This window comes from Weissella halotolerans DSM 20190 (assembly GCF_000420365.1).
GTDB classification, from domain to species: Bacteria; Bacillota; Bacilli; order Lactobacillales; family Lactobacillaceae; genus Weissella; species Weissella halotolerans.
This window is the reverse complement of the sequence record NZ_ATUU01000003.1, coordinates 131,513-145,244: the sequence shown is the minus strand read 5'-3', so window position 1 is coordinate 145,244 and position 13,732 is coordinate 131,513. Positions and strand designations below refer to the sequence as shown.

Genomic DNA, 13,732 nt, shown 5'->3' with positions numbered 1-13,732 from the left:
AGGTGTTATCCCCTACTAAGAGGTAGGTTTCCCACGTGTTACTCACCCGTTCGCCACTCCTTGTATAGTTCTACGTCAGTATTGAGCAAGCTCTCTAAATCAGTAGAACGACAAGGCGTTCGACTTGCATGTATTAGGCACGCCGCCAGCGTTTATCCTGAGCCAGGATCAAACTCTCATTTTGAGAATTTGAGTAGTACTCAAATTATGTTGTTGTTTAACAGATGTTAAACGAATTTACTAGCGAATTGACTTCGCAAATGTTTGCACCACATACGTGGTGACCCTACACATTTGTTATATCGAAACGATATTCAGTTTTCAATGATCTACCTTGCATCACTGCAAAGCGGACGACGGGAATCGAACCCGCATTCCCAGCTTGGAAGGCTGGAGCACTAGCCATTGTACTACATCCGCAAGGCCAACTTTATTCGTTGCCTCAACAACAAATATTACTATACTCGCTGTCTTTGAAAAAAGCAAGACCTTTTTTTATTTATGCACAAACATCGCATCGCCAAAGGAGAAAAAACGGTACCGTTCGGCAATGGCATGCTGATAGGCATTTAAAATTCGCTCACGTCCAGTAAAGGCTGCCACCAACATCACTAGGGTTGACTTAGGCAAGTGGAAATTTGTAATAAAGGCATCCACTACCTGCCACTGATAACCCGGCTTGATAAAAATATCAGTCCAGCCAGAATCAGCTTGCAAGTGACCATTAAATTTCGTACCTATTGTTTCAAGAGTCCGAATAGATGTCGTTCCCGTCGCAATAATACGACCTCCCTGTTCACGAACATCATTTAATGTCCTGGCTGCTTGAGCTGATAATTGATAGAACTCCGAATGCATTTTATGCTTGTCAATATCACTTTCTTCTACTGGGCGGAAGGTTCCTAAGCCAACATGTAGCGTTAACTCAACAATTTTAACACCTTTCGCCGCAACTTTTTCTAATAGTTCAGGTGTCCAATGTAAGCCAGCCGTTGGTGCGGCTGCTGATCCATTAACCTTGGAGTAAACAGTTTGATAACGTTCTTGATCAGCAAGTTTTTCCTTTATATAAGGTGGCAGTGGCATTTCACCTAACTGCTCTAAGATTTCTAAGAAAATACCGTCATATTTAAACTCAATCATGCGACCGCCATGCTCAAGTTCATCAACAATGACTGCTTTCAACTGACCATCACCAAACACAATTTCCTGACCCTTGTGTAGTTTCTTACCAGGTTTCACTAGCGTTTCCCACACATCACCATGATCTTGACGTAAGAGCAGCACTTCTACGTGACCACCAGTATCTGCTTTTGTACCATACAGCCGGGCAGGCAGAACACGTGAATTATTCATCACCAACGCATCCCCTGGCTGTAAATAATCCAAAATATCGTAGAAATGTTTGTCTTGCATCTCCCCAGTCTCCGCATTTAAGACCAGTAAGCGTGAAGTGTCTCGCTTTGCTAGCGGTGTTTGTGCAATCAATTCTTCAGGTAAGTTATAATCAAAATCTTCTAAAGTATAATGCTCTGGTTCTGTCATCGTTTAGTTTCTTCTCCTTCAAATGGAATCTGTAAATGGCGATAAGCACTAGCCGTCACCATTCGTCCCCGCGGTGTGCGCTGAATAAACCCAATTTGCAAAAGATAAGGCTCATACATAGACTCAACAGTGTCTACCTCTTCACCAATATTTGCTGCGATGGTTTGGACCCCGACTGGTCCACCATGGTAATGATTAATCATCATCATCAAAATTTTATGATCAACTTGATCTAAGCCCATCTCATCAACTTTCAATAGATTAAGCGCATAGTCTACCATTCGGTCATCAATAACAGCCTCTTGCTTAACCATTGCAAAATCACGTACCCGTCGTAATAGGCGGTTAGCAATTCGTGGTGTTCCCCGCGAACGTCTAGCTAACTCAAGCGCGCCATATTGGTCAATTTGCATGTTGAATATTTTAGACGAGCGTTCAACAATTTCGGCCAATTCATCAACGGTATAGTAGGACATATGTTCCACAATTCCAAACCGGTCACGTAAAGGCTGTGATAGCATTCCGGCCCGGGTTGTAGCCCCAATTAAGGTGAAAGGTGGGAGTGGGAAATGCACCGGGTGTGCACTTGGCCCTTCACCCACGACAATATCTACATAAAAATCTTCCATCGCTGAATAAAGCATTTCCTCAACTGGCTTTGGTAAACGATGAATTTCATCGATAAAAAGAACATCCCCTGGTGCTAGCTCATTCAACAAGGCTAATAAATCACCCGACTTCTCAATGGCCGGCCCACTTGTTGTCCTGATATTAACTGCCATTTCATTAGCAATGACGATTGCCAAGGTTGTTTTTCCAAGGCCTGGAGGTCCATATAGCAAAACATGGTCTAATGCCTCTTCGCGTTGCTTGGCAGCTTCAATATAAACAGATAACCGGGTCTTAAGAGCTACCTGACCAATATATTGTTTTAAAGAATGTGGCCGCAGTGACCGTTCAATGGACGACTCAGCCGCATCTGAATCACTATCCCTTAAGAGATCATCTGTCATACCTTCCTCCTACTGTAATAGTTTTAAACCAGCACTGACATATGCCGCAGTATCTGTCAGTGCCTGCGTAGCCAGCTTCTTTTCAATTCCTTGTAGCTGCTTTTTAGTATATCCTAATGCTTCCAGAGCTAATAAGGCATCTGCTAATGCCTGATTTGGTATGCCTTTAGCTTGAGCTTCCATAGCTGCTGGTAGATCATTCAAGTCAGTCTGACCATAAAATGGCAAGTCAGTTAACTTATTTTGTAAGTCAAGAATAATCTGCTGGGCCGTTTTTTTACCAATTCCTGGAAACTTAGTTAAAAATGCAATATCTTGTTCAGAAATGGCCCGTACCAAACCCGTATGGTCATTACTAGCTAAAATTGCCAAAGCTGATTTAGGTCCAATACCTGAAACCGCTAAGAGCTTTTCAAATAAGCGTTTACTGTCTAAATCAGTAAAACCATACAAGGTATGCTCATTTTCGCGAATAACTTGTTCTAAGTAAACCTGAATGGGCTGGTCCGACTGCTCAAAATCATAGGGGTTGGCTACTAGGATATGATAGCCAATACCAGCCGCCTCAACAGTAATATAGGTCGGCATAATGTTCGTCACTAGGCCTTTAATATACTCGTACATGATGTACCGTCCTTTCGTCATCAGCACCTTTCATTATACCAGATATTAAGTTAAAGCGAAGGTTTAAATCAGCCCAGCCTGTACACAAAAAAAGCACCCTTTTAAAGGGTGTTTTTTATTCACAACATTTCTATCAAATACGTTAACCTTGGGTATAATTAGGGGCAGCCTTCGCAATTTGAACATCATGTGGGTGACTTTCCAATAAACCTGCATTGGTAATTTGAACAAATCGCCCATTCTTTAACAAATCCTCAACCGTCTTGGAGCCGGTATAACCCATACCAGCTCGTAACCCACCAACAATCTGAAAGATAACGTCATCTAAGGTGCCTTTATAAGGTGTGTAACCTTCAATCCCTTCTGGAACCATTTTGTTAGCTTCATTAACTTCACCTTGGAAATAACGGTCTTTCGATCCATTTTCCATAGCGGCAATGGAGCCCATGCCACGATAAGTTTTAAAACGTTGTCCAGTTGCTTCATCTTCCAAAATCTCACCAGGTGCTTCTTGCGTTCCGGCTAGCATCGAGCCCACCATGACGGCATTACCACCAGCTGCCAAAGCTTTCACAATATCGCCAGACTGCTTCAATCCGCCATCAGCAATCACCGTTTTGCCCATTTCTTTAGCAACTTGTGCTGCGTCCAATACAGCAGTTAACTGGGGCACACCAATCCCCGCAACAACACGCGTTGTACAAATGGATCCCGGACCAATACCAATTTTTGCCACATCTGCACCAGCCTCGTACAAAGCTCTAGTTCCTTCGGCTGTTGCCACATTACCTGCAATAATTGTTAACTTGGGGAAGGCCTGTCGTACCTCACGAATTTTTCTTAGCACGCCAGCGGAATGGCCGTGCGCCGAATCAAGCGTAATGGCGTCCACCCCTGCGGTAACTAAAGCCTCAACGCGGGCTAACGTATCTGACGTTACACCAACCGCCGCTGCGACTAATAAACGACCCTGTTGGTCTGTAACCGCTTGAGGAAAGTTCCCATAGTCAACGGGGGCATCCTTTACCTTAGCGACCTCAGCTGCTTGTTGTTCAATTAACATATTTTTATGAATTACACCAAGACCACCTAATTGGGCCAGCCGGATTGCCAACCGAGCTTCAGTTACTGTGTCCATAGCAGCCGAAAGGATGGGAATATTTAGGTGTAAGGATGGCGTCAAGTCGATTGCTAAATCGACATCATTTGGTAATACTTCGGATGCAGCTGGTACCAATAATACATCATCAAATGTCAAGGCTAGTTTGGTAATTTTCTCAGTTGAATAAGTCATGCATTCCTCCATTTTATGTGTCATAACAAAAAAGCATTTCTGGATAACAAATCCACAAATGCACATGAAAAGAATACATTTGCGGATTGTCGCCACTTTTGGTTGGCGGTAGAAACTCGTTAGCCATTTTCTAACAATTAAATCTGCAAGGCAAAAATACAATTAAGTTATTGGTAAAAGTCTTTTCACTATCATACCTGTTTTTTTTATATTTTCAAGAGAAAACCTCATTTTCTTGTATCGTCCTATTAAAAAGGTTAAACTATTGACATCATTTAAACATTTTTAGAAATAGGAGGTTTATCCATGCTACTCAATAATTTGGAGCATGTTCCTTCTTGGCAGCGGAATTTGTTCATTTTATGGATTGGGGTCTTCATGATGGGAATTGGCTTTAGTGAAGTCATGCCCTTTCTCCCACTTTATGTTGATACACTGGGGCACTTCACTCAGGATCAATTAACGTTCTATAGCTCCCTCACCTTTTCAACGACCTTTTTTACCATGGCTATCTTCTCCCCTTTTTGGGGTAAACTAGCTGACTCAAAAGGGCGTAAGTTGATGTTGATGCGAGCTTCACTAGGTATGGCAATTATCTTCATCCTCATGGGCCTTGTAACTAACGTTTGGCAATTAATTTTTTTACGGGCCTTACAAGGTATCTTTGGGGGCTTCATCTCCAACGCTAATGCCATGGTTGCAACTCAAGTACCTAAGGAACGTTCCGGTTATGCCTTAGGAATTCTGGTTACGGGTGCCACTGCAGGTCAACTTTTAGGTCCCTTCCTGGGTGGAACTATTGCAAGTTTTGTTAGCTACCGAACCTGCTTTTATATTACCGGCATCATCTTTGGCGCCGTCTTTCTTCTAACAACCCTATTTATCCATGAACGATTTACACCCGTTAAAAAGGAAGATAGCCCCTCCTTTAAAACAGTCATTAACTTATTACCAAATGCACGTCTTACCTTTGGCCTTTGTTTAACAATGCTAATTATTCAAACTGCTAATATGTCCATTGGCCCTATTATTTCTTTGGTTGTCAGGATGCTTGATCATGGTAGCCTAAGTACGACCTTTCTGGCAGGGGTAGTGGCTGCCATGCCCGGAATTGCAACCCTGATTGCTGCTCCACGTTTTGGTATAATTGGTGATCGAATTGGAACGGATCGTATGATTATGATTGGCTTTGGCATTGCCCTTTTGTCTTTGGTACCCAGTGCCTTCGTTATTGCTGTTTGGCAACTAGCTATTTTACGCCTTATCATGGGTGTATCTAATGCTACAATGCTTCCAGCCGTCCAAACACTACTAGCAAAGACAACGCCAAGTCAAATCACCAGCCGTGTCTTTGCTTATGGTCAGTCTTTCCAGTCAATTGGATCCGTGGTTGGCCCAATGCTTGGTTCTTTGGTGGCTAGTCAATTTGGCTATAGTGGTATTTTTATTGCTAGTGCCCTATTGGTAGCCTTAAATGCCCTATTCTTTTGGTCAAATACCAAAAGTTTGCGTACGTCATAAAAACATACTAAAAAGGTGCGCTTCTTGCAAGAAGCGCACCTTTTTTAGTTTTCTTTCAAATAATGATAAATTGCCATCAAGGATAGTTGTGTTAATCCTAATATTAAAACAAACGAAACTGCAAAACCGGTTTGATTAAGCACAACATCTTTCATCTGACCTAGCAAAATTTTAGGCCGTGAGACAATGTCCCAACTATTTAGCCGTAAGTAACGACCTAAAAATATACCAAAAGCCGATAAGAAAGATAATAAGGCCGCTAATACAATTTGCCAACGATGTTTTATCGTTGGGAAAAGTTCAACTAAAATCAACTCACTGGAGGCCAATCCTAGGAAAACACCAAAGAAAATGGCACCCGTCAACAAACTATAATTAAAAACCTGCATCTGGCTGTTAATGGCATTGCCAATATCATTCAAGTGGATAAAATCCGTTAACATGTAGACGGTGTTCGGGTAAAAAGCTAGCCAAACTAAGGCCGCTAAGCCTACCCAAATACGCGAATATCCCTGTCGGTACAGCCAAACTGTTAATAGTGCACAGTCAAACGGAATAATGGCCAAGAGTAAATTCCAATTTAAAAACAAATAGGGACTACCAGAAAATAGTACGACGGCCATGTAAGCTAATAAAATTATATGTACTGCTAAAATAGCAGTCATCTGTTTACGCATCAACTTGTCAATCATAAATACTTCTTCTTTCTTACCCTTTTTATTTTAGTGACATCGTTTGACTATGAATATTTCCGACTACCGGAAGCTCTACATCCATGTACGACTCTACAGTTAAGCGACCCTGACCAGCTGTACTGTCGTTTAAGGCTTGTTCAACCTGACCAAGCAGCCTATCTGGAATGGCAATCTCAATGGTAACCATCACATCAAACTGTGTCTGAATACTCTTAATATTAGCATGAAGCAGCCAATTTTTTAAGACGTCATAATGCTTATAGTCAACTGTTAACTTAACTAGTCGCCGTTGTTGTCGTTCAACCAAGGGCAGGGTGGTTAGTCCATCGGCAACCGTACCAGCATAAGCACGAATCAACCCCCCCGCACCTAGTTTTATTCCACCAAAATAACGGGTTACCACAGCTACTACATCATGTAGATGGTTATTTTTTAATACTTCTAACATTGGTACTCCGGCCGTGCCAGCAGGTTCACCATCATCTGAATAGCGCTGCGTACGGCTGTCATCGCCAATTAGGTAGGCCCATACATGATGCGTAGCACGGCGTTCTTGCTTACGGATAGCTTCAATATAGTCTGTCGCAGCCCCTTCATCCTGGATCCGAGCAATGTCCAGAATAAAACGCGATTTTTTAATCGTCTGTTCATATCTACCCTGATGATTGGCCAAGGTAATATATGGCTCTTGTTCCATCAATCCCTCCTCTTTTAAAAAAGCCAGATGCTATCACATCTGACCTTAGCCTAAGCTTCATATTCAAATTGGTAGTCCAAAATCTGAACCGTATCGCCATTGACCGCCCCCGCATCTGCTAAGGCCTTATCAACACCCATTTGGCGTAGACGACGAGCAAACCGCATCAAGGACTCCGTATAATTCGTATTGGTACGGCTCATTAACCGTTCAATTTCATCACCCGTTAGGACCCATAAGCCATCAGCTTCATGGTGTACCTCAAAGGCAGGACCACTGGCCTTAAATTCATAAAGGGCATCTGTTTTGGACTCAGCCTCCAAACCTTTAGGAATAAACTGAGGCGTCTCATCCAACAAATCAGCGGTTCGCTGTAATAAGGCTGTCACGCCTTCCCGTGTCAAAGCAGAAATCGGCATAATCTCAAGCTGGCTTGGTGTCGTCTCATCTGCCGCTAAAGCTGCTTTAAACTTAGCTAACGTTTCCTCAGCAGCTGGCATATCCATCTTAGTGGGCACAATGATTTGAGGCCGCTCCAAAAGTGCGGGATCATAAGCCGCTAGCTCGGCATTAATCTTCTTATAAGCCTGATAAGGATCCTGGTCGGGATCAATTCCAGACATATCAATCATATGTAGAATTACCCGAGTGCGCTCAACATGGCGCAAAAATTGGATCCCTAATCCAACCCCTTCTGAAGCACCTTCAATCAACCCAGGTAAGTCTGCCATGACAAAGTCACGGCCATCCTTTAACCGAACCATCCCTAAATTAGGCTTTAAGGTAGTAAACTGGTAAGCCGCCACCTTAGGTTTGGCATCTGTTACGGTCGCCAATAAGGTTGACTTCCCAACAGAAGGAAAGCCAACTAAACCAACATCTGCTAATACCCGCAACTCTAAACTAAGGTCAATTTCCTGCCCTGGTTCACCATTTTCTGCAATTTCAGGGGCTGGATTCTTAGATGTGGCAAAGTGAATATTACCCCGACCGCCTTGACCACCTTTAGCAACTACCAGGCGCTGACCAGGTTGAGTCAAGTCACCAATCACCTTGCCCGTATTAGCATCCGTCACAATCGTGCCTTCAGGGACCCGAATAACGAGATCGTCAGCCGACCGTCCCGTCATTCCCTTGGTTGCACCATTTTCACCTGGCTTAGCTTTAAAATGTCGTTGGTAACGGAAGTCCATTAAAGTCCGTAATCCTTCATCAACAACCATTACTACTGAGCCACCGCGGCCGCCATCGCCACCAAATGGGCCGCCCATATTGATATACTTTTCATGTCGAAAAGAGACGGCGCCATCGCCACCCTTTCCTGCTTTAACATTAATTTTTACTTGGTCGACAAACGCCATGGTTTATGACCTCACTTTCTCTTACTTTATCTTGAATACATGCTGAATCATCACTACCCAGTTTAACCTATCTCTGGTTATTTGCCAATCACGGGCTTAGTTATCTGCTAAACGTGCCTGCAAAGAAATCTTAATACTTTGGGCTACCTTTTCCGAAATTCCCAATGACTGCAAATCAGTGACTGAAGCGGCTGCAATTTTAGGTAGCGATCCATAATGGGTCAACAACTTTTGGCGAGTCTTAGGTCCAACCCCAGCAATAGCATCTAGTTTTGAGCCCAAGGACGATTTAGACCGTAGTTGCCGATGAAAGGTAATTACAAAACGATGTACTTCGTCTTGAATGCGCTGTAGCAAGAAAAAGCCCTGCGACTTGTGGTCTAATTGAACATGCGGTTCACCTTCTTCACGTAACAGATCCGCTGTCCGGTGGTGCTTGTTCTTAACCATTGCTGCTACTGGTATCGTCAATCCTAACTCGTCTTCAATCACTTCTTTGGCAGCATTCAACTGGATTTCACCGCCGTCCATTAAAATTAAGTCAGGAAGCCGTTCATGTTCTTTTAATAGCCGGCTATACCGGCGCCGAATAACTTCCATCGTTTCAGCACGTTCATCAGGATGATCGACCGTCCGTGTTTTATATTTACGATAGAGCTTTTTATTGGGCAGCCCATCCTCAAATACAACCATGGCTGATACCATCTCTTCACCATGCGTATGTGAATGATCGAAAGCTTCAATGCGGTGAATGGAAGGAATCCCCAACGCATCCGCAATTTCTTGCATGGCCCCACTAGTCTTTTGCTCATTCATCTCCATCAAGTGGAATTTTTCTTCTAAAGCAATCCGTGCATTTTTTTCGGCTAACAACATGAGTTGCTTTTTTTCACCGCGTTGGGGGGTGCGTACAGGAATGCCTAAAACTTGAGCAATTGCTTCCTGGTCCACTCCCTTTGGCACTAACAATTCTTTGGGTAGGACCGCGTTCTTTCGCTGATAAAATTGGATAATAAAAGAGGTTAACTCTTCATCTGGATCTGATACAACCGCAAATAAACGTTTCTCCCGTTTCATTAAACGTGCCTGTCGAATAAAGAACACTTGAACTGATAGCCAACCACGATCCATGTAAAAATTAATCACGTCACGTGGGGTGCCATCTTGTGATATGATTTTTTGCTTTTCCACCGTGGTTTGAATAAAGTGCAATTGATCTCTTAAGTCGGCCGCTCGTTCAAAGGCCAGTTCTGCTGCAGCTGCCTCCATTTGTTTACGTAAACGAGCCGTCACTTTCTTCGTATCACCATCAAGAAAGGCTTGAATATGTCTAATTTGCGTTTGGTAGTCACTTACTGGCACTTCCCGATAACAGGCACCCAAGCACTGGCCCATATTGGCATACAAACAAGGTCGCCCTTGATAACCATGGCAACGACGCAATGGATATACCTTTTGCAAAAAATGCAGCGTTTCTTGGGCTGCATACACGTTTGGATAGGGACCAAAATAGTGTGCCCCATCTTCTTCCACTTCATTGGCTAATTCAATTTGGGGGTCACGTTCATTAGTGATTTTAATGTAAGGGTAACCTGTTCCCTGCTTTAACCGAATATTATAATAAGGCTGGTACTTATGAATTAAGGTCACTTCAAGCAAGAGTGATTCTTTTTCCGAACTTGTCACAATATAATCAAAATCGGCAATATTACTAACTAATTGAGCGGTCTTACCCGAATGCTCACTCTTAAAGTATGAACGTACGCGATTCTTTAAGCTCTTAGCCTTACCGACATAGATGATTTTACCGTCAGCATCCTTCATCTGGTAAGAACCTGGCAAATCTGGTAACAAGGCTAACTTTTGTTCAATATGTTGTGATGCCACCTGACCTCCTCCTTTCCTTTTTCCAATTTTTCATAAGAACCATTATAGCACACATTCAGTTTAAACTAATCATTGCTATCTTTTTGTCCGCTCAGATCTCCCATCTGTGCTATACTGGTAGATAATTAACGGCGAGGAGGACAACCTATCTATGGGACTATTAACTAAGCGTAACAACGAACTCGATAAACAAGTCGAAGATATGTTCAACATTCCAGCTTTAGATAATAAAAAGTCTGATGCCAAACGGTTTTTAGGCCAAGATAAAGGGAAGACAGATCACTAGTCTATCCTAACTAAAAAAAGGACCCCGTTACATGAGTGTAACGGGGTCCTTTTTTAGTTAGTTCAACTTACTTGCATCCTGGCTCTGTGCCGCCCGCTGTAAAGTAGGTAGCATTTCAGCCGTAAAATGAATTTCTCGTGGTTTAGAACCATTTGGTCCACCAATCAATCCCCGGTCTGTCAAATCATCCATAATCCGACCCGCCCGATTATAACCAATTTTAAAGTGGCGCTGAATTGATGAGGTTGACGCACCATTGGCCCGTAAAATGAAGACTAAAACATCATCCCAAAGTTCATCTAGACTATCGACGTCATCATTACCCTGATCTAAATGTTTCACTTCTTCATCTGAAACCGTCATACTTTCATCATACTGTGCCTCAGCTTGATCCTTAATAAAATCAGTCAAATTCTCTACATCTTCATCTGATATAAAGGCACCTTGGACCCGTTGGGGACCACTAGCACCAATCGGCGCAAAGAGCATGTCACCACGACCTAAGAGTTTCTCTGCCCCATTAGTATCCAAAATGGTCCGCGAGTCAATACCCGATGATACCGCAAAGGCCATTCGTGAAGGAACATTAGCCTTAATTAAACCGGTAATAATATCAACGGAAGGGCGCTGAGTAGCGACAATCATATGAATACCAGCGGCACGTCCTAATTGTGCAATTCGGACGATGGCATTTTCAACATCATTTGAAACCGCTGACGTCATCATCAAATCTGCTAACTCATCGATTACCACTACCAGGTAAGGCATCTTTTGCAATACCGTATGCGGATCCTTTTTCATTTGCCGTTCAACCCAACGGTTATACCCATCAATATTACGCACCCCTTCTTGGGCTAAGAGCTTAAAGCGCCGGTCCATCTCGGCCACCACCTTTTTCAATCCCAAGGCGGCCTTTTTTGGATCTGACACAACCGGCGTAATCAAATGTGGAATGTCATTATATACGGATAATTCAACCTTTTTTGGATCCACTAACATTAACCGTACTTGACTAGGTTTAGCCTGAAGGAGAATGGAAGCCAAGATACCATTAATGGCCACCGATTTCCCAGAACCGGTCGAACCGGCAATCAACAAGTGTGGCATCTTAGTTAAATCCATCTTGACTACACCGCTGGTGACACCACGACCAATTGGCACCACCAATGGATGCTTAACATCTGCTCCCGCTTCTTCAACCATATCGCGAAATCCAACTACGGCTTGCTGGTCGTTAGCTACTTCAATCCCAACCACATTTTTACCAGGAATAGGCGCTTCAATTCGTAATGACTTAGCAGCCAAGGATAAGGCCAAGTCATCAGCTAGATTCAAAATCTTGGATACTTTAACCCCCACGGCTGGTTTAATTTCATATTGCGTAACCGTAGGACCAAGGACTACCTTTTCCACTGTGGCATTGATATGAAAGCTCTTTAATGTTTCATGTAAAATCCGTGCTTTTTCATTCAATGCATCCCGTTCAGCTGATTGATCCGTTGACGTTACTTGGGTAAGTAACTGGGTTGAAGGCAATTGATAATGCCGGTCGTCAACCACGGTTGCTAAACCACTGGCATCAACATCCTCTGTGGGCTCTGAAATGGTAGACGGTTCCACATGCCCCACATTAGTAGTCTTTGCCTGCTGACTAGGCTTTTCATCTGCTTGATGGCCTAGTATATCAGCATGGGTCAATACTGCTTGCGCTGGATCAACATCGTCATCTAGCTCCACTCCATAGGTAACCGGTGAAACCTTTTCTTGTTCAGCCTGGACAACACCTTCAGGATCAAACTGATTAGTCTGCGCTTGTAGCTGGTCTTGGCTGGCTTGTTGATCCACCGTTTGGGTCACTGTAGGTGCAACCGCAAGTGAAGCTTTCTCAGCCTCATGGTGCGGTTTTGGCGCTATAATTTCAGGCATTTGAAATTCACTAGCCGTCGCAGCTAAGGAATCTAAATCGGCCTGTTTATCAGGCGAAGTAGTTGGTACCACGTTACTAGCCGTTGCTTTGGCTGGCTTTTCTGTCTCATTTGTATCGGAAGCCCCAAAAGGGTCATCCTTGAATACATCCTGCATAGCAGCCTGCTGGCGCTCCTTGAAAGAAGCGACCTTTTCAGTAACCGATTCGTGAACGGAAACTGCCTGGGCTTGGACAAAATCCCCCGTCCCTTCTGCTAAGTTAAACAGATTATCAAAAACTTCCCGCACAGGTAATTTAAAAAGCGTTACCAAGCCGAAAATTATGCAGAGAACCGCAACAAGCCAGGCCCCCATATTGCCCAGCAACGTATAAATACCTTGATACAAAAAGGCCCCTAGAACACCACCGCCAACTGGCGTCTGCGTTGATTGGTTAAGAATATCTTGATTAACGAGGACCCCAATTTTGGCTACCATATGGGTATGCATATCTAACTTAGTAAATAATAAAATAGTATTGACCAATAAAACACCCACCCCGGCTAATAGTAGGCCTACATAAACATGAGCTTTAAAGCGTTTAGGCCACTTACCATAGGCTACGACCACCAACAGTGGGATTAACAATAAGACTAGCGCAAATTGATAGGCATCCCCTAATAACCAACGCCATCCATTTGCAAGTAATTTACCGATTAACCCAACCTTACCAATTGCTAAAAGAATGATGAGGGTTATCACCAGGCCCACTAACTGTGGTCCCCGTTCGTGTAACCAGGTAGCTGTGCCCTTTTTCTTGCGGTTAGTTTTTCGTTTACGCGTCGTGGCCGGTCGTTTACGTGCTGCCGTTGTCTTTTTTTGGGTCATCGCGCCTCCTTTCTAT

General features: G+C 43.4%; 11 protein-coding genes, 1 tRNA gene and 1 riboswitch. Of the genes, 2 read left to right on the top strand and 10 right to left on the bottom strand.

The genetic code is table 11. The features are described from left to right. Positions 1-348 precede the first annotated feature (348 nt). The 5 genes from G414_RS0105430 to guaB form a co-directional block, all read right to left on the bottom strand. Positions 349-420, bottom strand: a tRNA-Gly gene (locus tag G414_RS0105430). A gap of 75 nt (positions 421-495) precedes the next feature. Further along, on the bottom strand, positions 496-1,545 hold the full coding sequence (gene queA / locus G414_RS0105425; RefSeq protein WP_022791835.1) for a tRNA preQ1(34) S-adenosylmethionine ribosyltransferase-isomerase QueA: 1,050 nt from the start codon (positions 1,543-1,545) through the stop codon (positions 496-498). Continuing rightward, the gene (gene ruvB, locus G414_RS0105420) at positions 1,542-2,558 is read right to left on the bottom strand and encodes a Holliday junction branch migration DNA helicase RuvB (RefSeq protein WP_022791834.1); all 1,017 of its coding nucleotides are present in this window, start codon (positions 2,556-2,558) and stop codon (positions 1,542-1,544) included. Before ruvB ends, queA begins: the two co-directional genes overlap by 4 nt. 9 nt (positions 2,559-2,567) lie before the next feature. Beyond that, positions 2,568-3,182 carry a Holliday junction branch migration protein RuvA gene (gene ruvA / locus G414_RS0105415; protein WP_022791833.1) on the bottom strand — a complete coding sequence of 205 codons (615 nt, stop codon included), beginning with the start codon at positions 3,180-3,182 and terminating at the stop codon, positions 2,568-2,570. 142 nt (positions 3,183-3,324) lie between these two features. Continuing rightward, positions 3,325-4,476: an IMP dehydrogenase gene (gene guaB / locus G414_RS0105410; RefSeq protein ID WP_022791832.1), complete on the bottom strand. Its 1,152-nt coding sequence runs from the start codon at positions 4,474-4,476 to the stop codon at positions 3,325-3,327. Positions 4,477-4,542: 66 nt separating this feature from the next. Further along, positions 4,543-4,641: riboswitch (purine riboswitch) on the bottom strand. 141 nt (positions 4,642-4,782) lie between these two features. Here guaB and G414_RS0105405 point away from each other — a divergent pair. After that, positions 4,783-5,997, top strand: coding sequence for an MFS transporter (locus tag G414_RS0105405; RefSeq protein ID WP_022791831.1), 1,215 nt, complete (start codon positions 4,783-4,785; stop codon positions 5,995-5,997). A 44-nt stretch (positions 5,998-6,041) separates the two neighbouring features. Here the strand turns inward: G414_RS0105405 and G414_RS0105400 are convergent, their stop codons facing one another. From G414_RS0105400 to uvrC, 4 genes are all read right to left on the bottom strand, one after another. Continuing rightward, on the bottom strand, positions 6,042-6,689 hold the full coding sequence (locus G414_RS0105400; RefSeq protein WP_022791830.1) for a DUF1361 domain-containing protein: 648 nt from the start codon (positions 6,687-6,689) through the stop codon (positions 6,042-6,044). Positions 6,690-6,714: 25 nt separating this feature from the next. Beyond that, positions 6,715-7,389 carry a YigZ family protein gene (locus tag G414_RS0105395; RefSeq protein ID WP_022791829.1) on the bottom strand — a complete coding sequence of 225 codons (675 nt, stop codon included), beginning with the start codon at positions 7,387-7,389 and terminating at the stop codon, positions 6,715-6,717. Positions 7,390-7,439: 50 nt separating this feature from the next. Beyond that, positions 7,440-8,750, bottom strand: coding sequence for a GTPase ObgE (obgE, locus tag G414_RS0105390; protein ID WP_022791828.1), 1,311 nt, complete (start codon positions 8,748-8,750; stop codon positions 7,440-7,442). Positions 8,751-8,846: 96 nt separating this feature from the next. Continuing rightward, positions 8,847-10,637 carry an excinuclease ABC subunit UvrC gene (uvrC, locus tag G414_RS0105385; RefSeq protein WP_022791827.1) on the bottom strand — a complete coding sequence of 597 codons (1,791 nt, stop codon included), beginning with the start codon at positions 10,635-10,637 and terminating at the stop codon, positions 8,847-8,849. A gap of 151 nt (positions 10,638-10,788) precedes the next feature. On the opposite strand from uvrC, the gene G414_RS07740 reads away from it, so the two are divergent. Then, positions 10,789-10,923 (top strand): hypothetical protein, encoded by a 135-nt coding sequence (locus G414_RS07740; RefSeq protein ID WP_022791826.1) that lies wholly within the window; start codon positions 10,789-10,791, stop codon positions 10,921-10,923. A gap of 57 nt (positions 10,924-10,980) precedes the next feature. Here the strand turns inward: G414_RS07740 and G414_RS0105375 are convergent, their stop codons facing one another. Further along, positions 10,981-13,716, bottom strand: coding sequence for an FtsK/SpoIIIE family DNA translocase (locus G414_RS0105375; RefSeq protein ID WP_022791825.1), 2,736 nt, complete (start codon positions 13,714-13,716; stop codon positions 10,981-10,983). Between the last annotated feature and the right edge of the window lie 16 nt (positions 13,717-13,732).

Coding starts and splice junctions, on each gene's coding strand:
- queA (WP_022791835.1), bottom strand. CDS start 1,545: ATGACAGAACCAGAGCATTATACTTTAGAAGATTTTGATTATAACTTA.
- ruvB (WP_022791834.1), bottom strand. CDS start 2,558: ATGACAGATGATCTCTTAAGGGATAGTGATTCAGATGCGGCTGAGTCG.
- ruvA (WP_022791833.1), bottom strand. CDS start 3,182: ATGTACGAGTATATTAAAGGCCTAGTGACGAACATTATGCCGACCTAT.
- guaB (WP_022791832.1), bottom strand. CDS start 4,476: ATGACTTATTCAACTGAGAAAATTACCAAACTAGCCTTGACATTTGAT.
- G414_RS0105405 (WP_022791831.1), top strand. CDS start 4,783: ATGCTACTCAATAATTTGGAGCATGTTCCTTCTTGGCAGCGGAATTTG.
- G414_RS0105400 (WP_022791830.1), bottom strand. CDS start 6,689: ATGATTGACAAGTTGATGCGTAAACAGATGACTGCTATTTTAGCAGTA.
- G414_RS0105395 (WP_022791829.1), bottom strand. CDS start 7,389: ATGGAACAAGAGCCATATATTACCTTGGCCAATCATCAGGGTAGATAT.
- obgE (WP_022791828.1), bottom strand. CDS start 8,750: ATGGCGTTTGTCGACCAAGTAAAAATTAATGTTAAAGCAGGAAAGGGT.
- G414_RS07740 (WP_022791826.1), top strand. CDS start 10,789: ATGGGACTATTAACTAAGCGTAACAACGAACTCGATAAACAAGTCGAA.
- G414_RS0105375 (WP_022791825.1), bottom strand. CDS start 13,716: ATGACCCAAAAAAAGACAACGGCAGCACGTAAACGACCGGCCACGACG.